Here is a 9,739-nt window from a genome sequence, read left to right as displayed (position 1 = left end):
GCCGCCAACGACACCATCACCGCCCACAACGCCGGCTGAACCACATCCACCCGCTCCAACGCCGCCCCGTCCTCCAACACCTCCAGCAGAGGAACATCGAGAAACGGCTCCAAAGCCGCCCCGCACTCCCGCATCCGCGCGGCGAACACCGGCTCCTCGGCCAGCAACTCCACCGCCATCCCCACCCACTGCGACCCCTGACCCGGGAACACGAAGACGACGCGGTCGTCGGAGGTGGTGCCGGTGCCGTGGACGACATCCGGTGTCTCGCGTCCCTCCGCCAGGTCCGTCAGTCCGCTCGCCAACTCGGCGCGGCTCGCGCCGAGCACCACCGCCCGGTGGCCGAACACGGCACGGGTGGTGGCCAGGGCATGGCCGATGTCGGCGGCCGGCGCCGCGTCCACGGTCAGCGGCAGCAGTCGCCGGGCCTGCTCCCGCAGCGCCGCTTCGGACTTCGCCGACAGCGTCCAGGGCACGGTCGTACCGTCGGGGACCACGGCGTTCTCCTGGGCCGCGGCGTCCGGGCCCTGCTCCAGGATGACGTGGGCGTTCGTACCGCTGATGCCGAACGACGAGACCCCGGCGCGCCGCGGGCGGCCGGTGTCCGGCCAGTCGCGCGGCTCCGTCAGGAGTTTCACGGTGCCGGAGGACCAGTCGACGTGTGTCGACGGCTTGTCGGCGTGCAGGGTCCGGGGCAACTCGGCGTGGCCCAGGGCGAGCACGGCCTTGATGACGCCCGCGACACCCGCCGCCGCCTGGGTGTGCCCGATGTTCGACTTCACCGAACCCAGCCACAACGGCCGCTCCGGGTCCCGCCCCTGGCCGTACGTCGCCAGCAGCGCGCCCGCCTCGATGGGGTCACCGAGAGCCGTCCCCGTACCGTGCGCCTCCACCACGTCCACGTCCGCGGCGGCCAGGCCCGCGTCCGCCAACGCGGCCCGGATCACCCGCTGCTGCGCCACACCACTCGGCGCGGACAGACCGTTCGACGCACCGTCCTGATTGACCGCACTCCCCCGCACCACCGCAAGCACCCGATGACCCCTGCGCCGCGCCACCGACAACCGCTCCAACACCAACACACCCACACCCTCGGAGAAGCCCGCACCGTCGGCGCCCACGCCGAACGCCTTGCTGCGGCCGTCGGGGGCCAGGCCGCCCTGGCGGGTGAACTCGGTGAACACTCCCGGGGTGGACATGACGGTGACGCCGCCGGTGAGGGCGAGGTCGCACTCGCCCTGCCGGAGCGACCGGACGGCGAGGTGCAGCGCGACGAGGGAGGCGGAGCAGGCGGTGTCGACGGTGATGGCCGGTCCCTCCGTACCCAGCGTGTAGGCGACACGTCCTGACAGCACGCTGCCGATGTTGCCGGTGGCGACGTATCCGGCGGTCTCCTCGGGGACGTCGGGGCTTATAGCCAGGTAGTCCCCGCCGTTGGTGCCGGTGAAGACGGCCGCGCGGGTGCCGTGCAGCGTCGTCGGATCGATGCCCGCCTGTTCGAGGGCCTCCCAGGAGGTCTCCAGCATCAGCCGCTGCTGCGGGTCCATCGCCAGCGCCTCGCGCGGTGAGATGCCGAAGAACTCGGCGTCGAAGTCGCCCGCGTCGTACAGGAAGCCGCCCTCATGGGTGCGTGAGGTGCCGACGCGGTCGGACCCGGGGGCGTCGAGGGCGTCCAGGTCCCAGCCGCGGTCGGCGGGGAACGGGGTGATGGCGTCGCCTCCCTCCTGGAGCAGGCGCCACAGGTCGTCGGGGGTACGGACGTCGCCGGGGAAGCGGCAGCTCATCCCGACGACGGCCACCAGGTCCTCGTCCTGCGCGTCTTCCGCCGTCGTGGCGGACCCTGGCGCGGGGGCGAGCGCCGGCACGGGCACGGACTGCGTGCCCGGAGCGTCACCGACGATCTCCTCCCGCAGATGGGCGGCGAGCGCGCGGGCGTTGGGGTGGTCGAAGACGATGGTGGCGGCCAGTCGCAGGCCGGTCACGCCGTTGAGCCGGTTGCGCAGCTCGACGGCGGTGACGGAGTCGAAGCCGAGATCCCGGTAGGCCACGGTGGGGTCGACCGCGTCGGGTCCCCGGTGGCCGAGGACCACCGCGACCTGCTCGCGGACGAGATTGAGCAGGAAGGCCTGCTGTTCGGCGCGGCCGCTCAGGGCGGCGAGCCGGGCCGCCAGACCTTCGGGTCCCGTGGCGGTGCCGGGTGCCGGCTGGTCCGCCGGTGCGGTCGCGGCGAGCCGTCGTACGTCGGGCAGGTCCGCGAGGAACGGGCTGGGCCGGGTGGCGGTGTAGGCGACATGGAACCTGTCCCACTCCACGTCCGCGACCATGACGGTCGGCTCACTGCCGCCGGCTGCCACGGTGAGGGCGGCGGCCGCGAGGTCGGGTGCCATGACGGGCAGGCCGTGGCGGCCGGCCGTCGCCTCGATGTCGCCCTCGGTCGCCATGCCCCGCTCGTCCCAGATGCTCCAGGCTACGGAGGTCGCGGGCAGACCGAGGGCGTGCCGCTGTTCGGCGAGGGCGTCCAGGTAGGCGTTGCCTGGGGCGTAGTTGCCCTGCCCGGAGGCGCCCAGGGTGCCGGCCAGGGAGGAGAACAGCACGAAGGCGTCCAGGTCGGTGTCCCGGGTCAGCTCGTGCAGGTGCCAGGCGCCGTCCGCCTTGACCCGCAGGACCCGGTCGATCTGGTCCGGGGTGAGGCGTTCGATGACGGCGTCCTCGAGGACGGCGGCGGTGTGCACGACGGCCGTCAGCGGGCAGTCCTGGGGCACGGCGGCGAGCAGCCGGGCGAGTTCCGCGCGGTCACCGACGTCGCACGCGGCCACGGTGACGCGTACGCCGACGGCCTCCAGCTCGGCGCGCAGCTCGGCGGCGCCGGGCGCGTCGGAGCCTCGCCTGCTGGCCAGCAGGAGGTGTTCGGCGCCGTTCCCGGCCAGGTGGCGGGCCACCCGGGCGCCGAGTCCTCCGGTGCCGCCGGTCACCAGGACGGTGCCGCGCGGCCGCCACGCCGTATGCGATCCGGTGGTGGCGGCGCGGACGAGCCGGCGGACGAAGGCGCCGGAGGGGCGCAGCGCGACCTGGTCCTCGCCGGTGCCGCCGGTGAGGACCGCCGCGAGGAGCCGGCCCGTGCGGGCGTCGGGCCGGGCGGGCAGGTCGACGAGGCCGCCGAACCGCTCGGGGTGCTCCAGGGCGGCGATCCTGCCCAGGCCCCACACCATGTGCTGTGCCGCCGCGTCGCCCCGGTCGGCCCGGACGTCCTGGACGTCCTGGACGTCCTGGCCGGTGGCGGAGCCCGGGGCGGCGAGGGTGACGGTGATCGTGTCGTGGGTCAGGCACCACAGGGGGGCGTCGGTTCCGGCGTCGCCGAGGGCCTGGAGCAGGGCGGTGGTCGTGGTGAGGCCGGCCCGGGAGACTCCGTGCTCGGAGGCCGGGCCGTCGGCGACGGACAGCAGGGACAGCACACCCGTGAACGGTCCCTCGGGCAGCAGCCGGGCGATGTCCTCCCGGGTGGCGGTGGCGGGCACGGCGAGGACGGTGACGTCACCTCCGTGGTCGCGGACGGCGGCGGTGACCAGGTCGGCGCATGCGGACGCGACGGCGGTGCCGGCGGCGTCAGCCGAAGAAGCGGCGTCAGCGGGAGAGGCGGTGTCGGCTGGTACGGCCAACAGCCATGTGCCGGTCAGGGCGGGGCTGTCGGGCAACGGCGCGGGAGCCCAGTGGGTGCGGTAGAGCCAGGAGTCGACGGTGGCCGTCGTGACGCGGTTCCGATGCCAGGTGCGCAGGGCGGGCAGGACGTGGGCTAGGGAGGTGCCGTCGGTGTCGAGGACGTCCGCCAGGTGCTCGGCGTCGCCGCTCTCCACCGCCGCCCAGAAGCCGGTGTCGTCGGTGGGACTCGCGGTCTCCTCGGGACCGGCGGCCTTCCGCAGGGTGGCGGGGTCCCACCAGTAGCGTTCGTGTTGGAAGGCGTAGGTGGGCAGTTCGACGCGGCCGGTCCCCCGGCCGGCGAACACGCGGGCCCAGTCGACGGGGACGCCGTGTGCGAAGACCTCGCCGAACGAGGTGAACAGGCGCCGGCTCCCGCCGTCGTCCCGGCGCAGCGTCCCGGCCACCACCGCCTCGTGGTCGGCCGATTCCAGGGTCTCCTGGACCGCGGCGGTCAGCACCGGATGGGCGCTGCACTCGACGAACGCGCCGAATCCCGCGGCGGCGAGGGCGCGTACGGCCTCCTCGAATCGGACCGACCGACGCAGGTTGCGCACCCAGTAGGCGGCGTCCGGCACCTCGTCGCCGAGCCAGCCGCCCGTGACGGTCGAGAAGAACGGAACCTCGGCACGGACCGCGCGGATCGGCCCGAGATCGGCCAGGATCCGCTCCGTCAACGCGTCCACCTGCGCCGAGTGCGAGGCGTAGTCGACGGCGACGGGCCGGTATCGCACCGCGTTCCGCTCGCACAGGGCACGAAGCGCCGCGAGCCCTTCGGGGGTGCCCGAGACCACGGTGGCGGTCGGTCCGTTGACCGCGGCGACGGCCACGGAGCCGGTCACGGAATCAGCCCCGGAACCGGCCTCGGAGTCCGTGAGGTCCGCCATGAGACGACGGACCTCGTCCTCGGGCGCCGCCACGGCCGCCATACCGCCGTGGCCTGCCAGTTCGGCGGCGATGACCCGGCTGCGCAGGGCCACCACCCGCGCCCCGTCCGCCAGCGACAGAGCGCCCGCGACCACGGCGGCGGCGATCTCACCCTGCGAATGACCCACCACCGCGGCCGGCCGCACCCCGTACGACTCCCACACCGCCGCCAACGACACCATCACCGCCCACAACGCGGGCTGGACCACGTCCACCCGCTCCAACGCGGCCGCATCATCCAGAACGCGCAGGAGAGGAACATCGAGGTACGGCTCCAGGGCGGCCCCGCACTCCCGCATCCGCGCGGCGAACACCGGCTCCTCGGCCAGCAGTTCCACCGCCATGCCCACCCACTGGGACCCCTGACCCGGGAACACGAACACCGTCCGTGGCACCGTGTCGTCGCCGCGTACCGCGCCCGCGTCACCGGTGCCGCGCGCCAACGCCCGTACGGCGTCGAGGAGTTCCTGCCGTGTGGTGCCCGCGACCACCGCGCGGTGCGTGTGCGTCGCGCGGCCGGTGACGAGCGAGGCCCCGACGGTGGTGGCGGACACCTCGGGCCGTGCCTCGACGAACGCGACCAGCTGCTCCGCCTGGCCCCGGAGCGCCGCACGGCCACGCCCGGACAGCACCCAGGGCACGACCGGGAGTTCGGCGCGTGCGGCGTCGGACTCGGCCGGTACCGGCGGCGCCTCTTCCACGATCACGTGCGCGTTGGTGCCGCTGATCCCGAACGACGACACCGCCGCGCGCCGTACCCGACCGGACCGCGGCCACGCGCGCGACCGGTCCAGCAGCCGTACGCCGCCGGAGGACCAGTCGATGTGCGGCGACGGCTCCTCGGCGTACAGCGTGGCGGGCAGCATTCCGTGGCGCAGTGCCTGGACCATCTTGATGACGCCGGCCACTCCGGCCGCGGCCTGGGTGTGGCCGATGTTCGACTTCACCGAGCCCAGCCACAACGGCCGCTCCGGGTCCCGCCCCTGGCCGTACGTCGCCAGCAGCGCCTCGGCCTCGATGGGGTCACCGAGGGTCGTCCCCGTGCCGTGCGCCTCCACGGCGTCCACGTCCGACGTGCCGAGCCCCGCGTCCGCCAGGGCTTCCTGGATGACCCGTTGCTGCGACGGCCCGTTGGGCGCGGTCAGGCCGTTGCTGGCCCCGTCCTGGTTGACGGCCGAGCCACGGACCACGGCCAGTACCCGGTGTCCCTTGCGGCGGGCGTCCGACAAGCGCTCCAGTGCCAGGACGCCCACGCCCTCGGAGAAGCCCGCTCCGTCGGCGCCCGCGCCGAACGCCTTGCTGCGGCCGTCGGGGGCCAGCCCCCGCTGCCGCGCGAACTGGATGAAGGTACTCGGGGTGGCCATGACGGTCACGCCGCCGGCCAGGGCCAGGTCGCACTCCCCCGACCGCAGCGCCCGAGCCGCCAGGTGCAGCGCCACCAGCGACGAGGAGCACGCCGTGTCCACCGTCATCGCCGGACCCTCGAAACCGAACGTGTACGCCACCCGGCCGGACAGGACGCTGCCGGTGTTGCCGGCCAGGACGAGGCCCTCGACGTGCTCGGGGATCCGGTCGAGGGCCGGGGCGTAGTCGTGGTAGATCTGGCCCGCGAAGACCCCGGTGCGGCTGCCGTGCAGGCCGTTCGCGTCGAGCCCCGCCTGCTCCAGCGCCTCCCAGGACGCCTCCAGCATCAGTCGCTGCTGCGGGTCCATCGCCAGCGCCTCGCGCGGCGAGATACCGAAGAACCCGGCGTCGAAGTCGCCCGCGTCGTACAGGAAGCCGCCCTCACGGGTGTACGACGTGCCCGGGTGGTCGGGGTCGGGGTGGTACAGCGCGTCGTGGTCCCAGCCGCGGTCGGCCGGGAAGGCGCCGATGCCGTCGGCGCCGGTGGACACCAGTTCCCACAAGGCGTCCGGGCCCGTCACACCGCCGGGGTAGCGGCAGGCCATGCCGACGATCGCGAGGGGCTCGTCGGCGGCGGGGCCGGTGGGCGCCGGGCTCTTCTCCTCGGCCGCGGAGGTCTCCCCTTCGGCCGTGGGGCTTTCCTCTTCGGCGGCGGTGTCCTCCTCTTCGGGCGCGGTGTCGGCTTCGGGCACGGTGTCGACCAGTTCGTCCACCAGGAACGCGGCCAGCACGGTGGGGGTCGGATGGTCGAACAGCAGTCCGGCGGGCAGGCGCAGACCGGTCTCGACCTTCAGCCGGTTACGTAGTTCGAGGGAGCTGAGCGAGTCGAAGCCGATGTCCTGGAAGGGCCGTGCGACGGGGACGCGCTCGGCCGTCGCGTGGCCCAGGACGGCGGAGGCCAGTTCCCTGATGAGGCCGAGGACCAGGTCGGTCCGCTCGTCCGGTGCCAGGGCCGTCAGCCGCTCGGCGAACGTCCCGTCGCCGCCCACCGGCCGGGAACCGCCCGCCGGGCGGGAGCCGTCCGCCGGGCGAGGCGGGCGGACGACACCGCGGAGCAGCGCGGGGATCCCGTCGCGTGCGGCCTGCTCGCGGACCGGCCGCGTGTCCAGCTTCGCGGGAACCAGCAGCGGCCTCCGGTCGGCGACCGCGCGGTCGAACAGGGCGAGGGCCTCGCCCTCGGGCATCGGCACCACTCCGAGCCGCGCCAGCCGCGTCCGGTCGGTGGTGTCGAGGTCCGAGGCCAGACCGCCGCTGAGGTCGTCCTGGTCCCACAGGCCCCAGGCGTGGGACTGGGCCGGCAGGCCGAGGTGGGTGCGGTGGGCGGCCAGCCCGTCGAGGAAGGTGTTGGCGGCGGCGTAGTTGGCCTGCCCCCCGCCGCCGAGTACGCCGGAGACCGAGGACAGCAGGACGAACGCGGTCAGCGGGTCCTCGCGGGTGAGTTCGTGCAGGTGCCAGGCTGCGTCCACCTTGGGGCGCAGCACGGCGGTGAGCTGGTCGGACGTCAGGGAGGTGACGACACCGTCGTCGAGGACGCCCGCGGCGTGCACCACCGCGGTGAGGGTGTGACCGGTGCGGATGCTCGCGAGAGTGGCGGCGAGGGCGTCGCGGTCCGCCAGGTCGCAGGCGAGTGTCGTCACCGCGCAGCCCGCCTCGGTGAGTTCGGCGGAGAGTTCCCTGGTCGCGTCGGGCCCGCGTCGGCTGACGAGGACGAGGCTGCGTACGCCGTGTTCCCGCACCAGGCGCCGGGCGAGCAGCCGGCCGACGTGTCCGGAGGCGCCCGTGAGCAGGACGGTGCCGTCCGGGCCGAAGGGGGTGGTGGTGTCGGCCGGTTCCGTGACGCGGGCCAGCCGGGGGGTGTGGGCCCGACCCGCGCGCAGCGCGATCTGGGGTTCGGGGCCGGCGACGACCGCGGGCAGCAGCCGCAGCGACTCCGGGCTCCGGTCCGTGTCGACCAGGAGGAATCGTCCGGGGCTCTCGGTCTGCGCGGTGCGCAGGAAGCCCCAGACGGTGGCCGCGGCGACGTCGGTCACCGGGTCGGGGCCTGCGGCGTTCTCGGTGACGGCGAGGAGGCGGGTGGCGGCCAGCCGGTCGTCGAGGAGCAGGGTGCGGGCCACGTCCAGGACCGCCGCCACATGCCCGTGGGCGGTGGTCACCGTGTCGTCGCCGTCCGGCCGCGGGACGAGCCACACGAGGACGTCGGGCGCGGTGGCACCGGCGTCGAGGGCGGCGCGCAGGTCGTCGAGGTCCCGGTAGGTGTCCGAGGCGGCGCCGCGCTCCCGGAGCACGGCCGAGGCCGGGCGGCCGCGGTCGCCGTCACTGTCGCCGTCGCCGTCGCCGTCGGTCAGCAGGGCCCAGTGGCCGGTGGCCGGTGTATCGCCGGGCAGCGACAGCGGTTCCCATGCCACGGTGTACAGCGAGCGGGCCGCCGCGCCCGAACCGGCGGTGAGGCGCGCGGTGTCGGCCGGCCTCATCGCCAGCGAGCCGATGCTCGCCACCCGGTGTCCGGACGCGTCGGCGAGGTCGAGGGCGACGTCGTGGTCGCCGGTGCGGGTGATCCGGGCGCGCAGCGAGCGGGCGCCTGCGGTGTGCACCGCGACCTCGCTGAAGGCGTACGGCAGCCGCAGTCCCTCTCCCGGCGGGCCGGTGGTGATCACGGCGTGCAGGACGGCGTCGAGGAGTGCCGGGTGGAGGGCGAATCCTGGTTCGCCGGCGGAACCTGCTGAGGCGACAGGGACGGCAGAGGCGGCGGTGTCCCGCTCGGGCAGTCGCGCCTCGGCGTAGACGGTTCCCTCGGGGGTCGTCCAGAGCCGGGTGAGGCCCTGGAAGGCGGGCCCGTAGACGTATCCGGCGTCGGCCAGTTCGGCGTAGGCGCCGGTGAGGTCGGTCTCGGTGGTGTCCGGGGGCGGCCAGGTGGTGGCCCAGTCGGGTGCGGTGAGGGGTGCGACGGGAGGCGGCGCGCCGAGTGCCGCCGTGGCGTGGTGCGTCCAGGGCGTCTCGGCTTCGCCGGTGCCCGGACCGGCGTCGGTGCCGGGGCGGGTGTGGATGGTGACGGTGGCGCGGCCCGGCAGGTCGGCCGCGGGGACGACGGTGACCTGGAGGTCCGTGGCGTCGCCCGGCGCGGGCAGCGGCACCGGGGCGTGCAGGGTGAGTTCGTCGACGTACGGGGTGCCGTACTGTTCGCCCGCCTGCGCGGTCAGTTCGAGCAGGGCGGTACCGGGCAGCAGCGGGAGCGCGTCGACGGCGTGGTCGTAGAGCCAGCGGTGGGTGTGGAAGGTGAGCCGTCCCGTCAGGACGAGGGTGTCGCCGGATGCGGTGCGGACGGCCGCGCCCAGCAGCGGGTGCCGGGTGGGGGTGAGTCCGGCGGCGGCCACGTCGAGGGTGCCGGTGCCGCTGTCGAGCCAGTAGCGCTCACGTTGGAAGGCGTAGGAGGGCAGGTCGACGCGGCGGGCTCCGGTACCGGCGTAGGTCTGGGTCCAGTCCACGGGGACGCCGTGTGTGAACGCCTCGCCCAGCGAGGTCAGCAGGCGCCGCAGACCGCCGTCGCCGCGGTGCAGCGATCCGACGACGACCGCCTCATGACCGGCTGTCTCCAGCGTGTCCTGTACGTTCCCGGTCAGCACCGGATGGGCGCTGCACTCGACGAACGCGCCGAACCCGTCGGCGGTCAACTCGCTTATGGCGTCCTGGAACCGGACGGTCCTGCGGAGGTTGCGCA

Annotated in this window: 1 protein-coding gene; it reads right to left on the bottom strand. The window is 74.5% G+C overall.

Annotated features, from left to right (window positions below; all coding sequences use genetic code 11):
* A partial coding sequence (locus ACLVWQ_RS29645; RefSeq protein ID WP_414112289.1) for a type I polyketide synthase occupies positions 1–9,739 on the bottom strand: 9,739 nt, incomplete at both ends.

The organism is Streptomyces sp. CWNU-52B (genome assembly GCF_047444975.1).
Lineage (GTDB): Bacteria > Actinomycetota > Actinomycetes > Streptomycetales > Streptomycetaceae > Streptomyces.
Note: the sequence above shows the minus strand (reverse complement) of the source record. Positions and strands in the feature narration are given on the sequence as shown.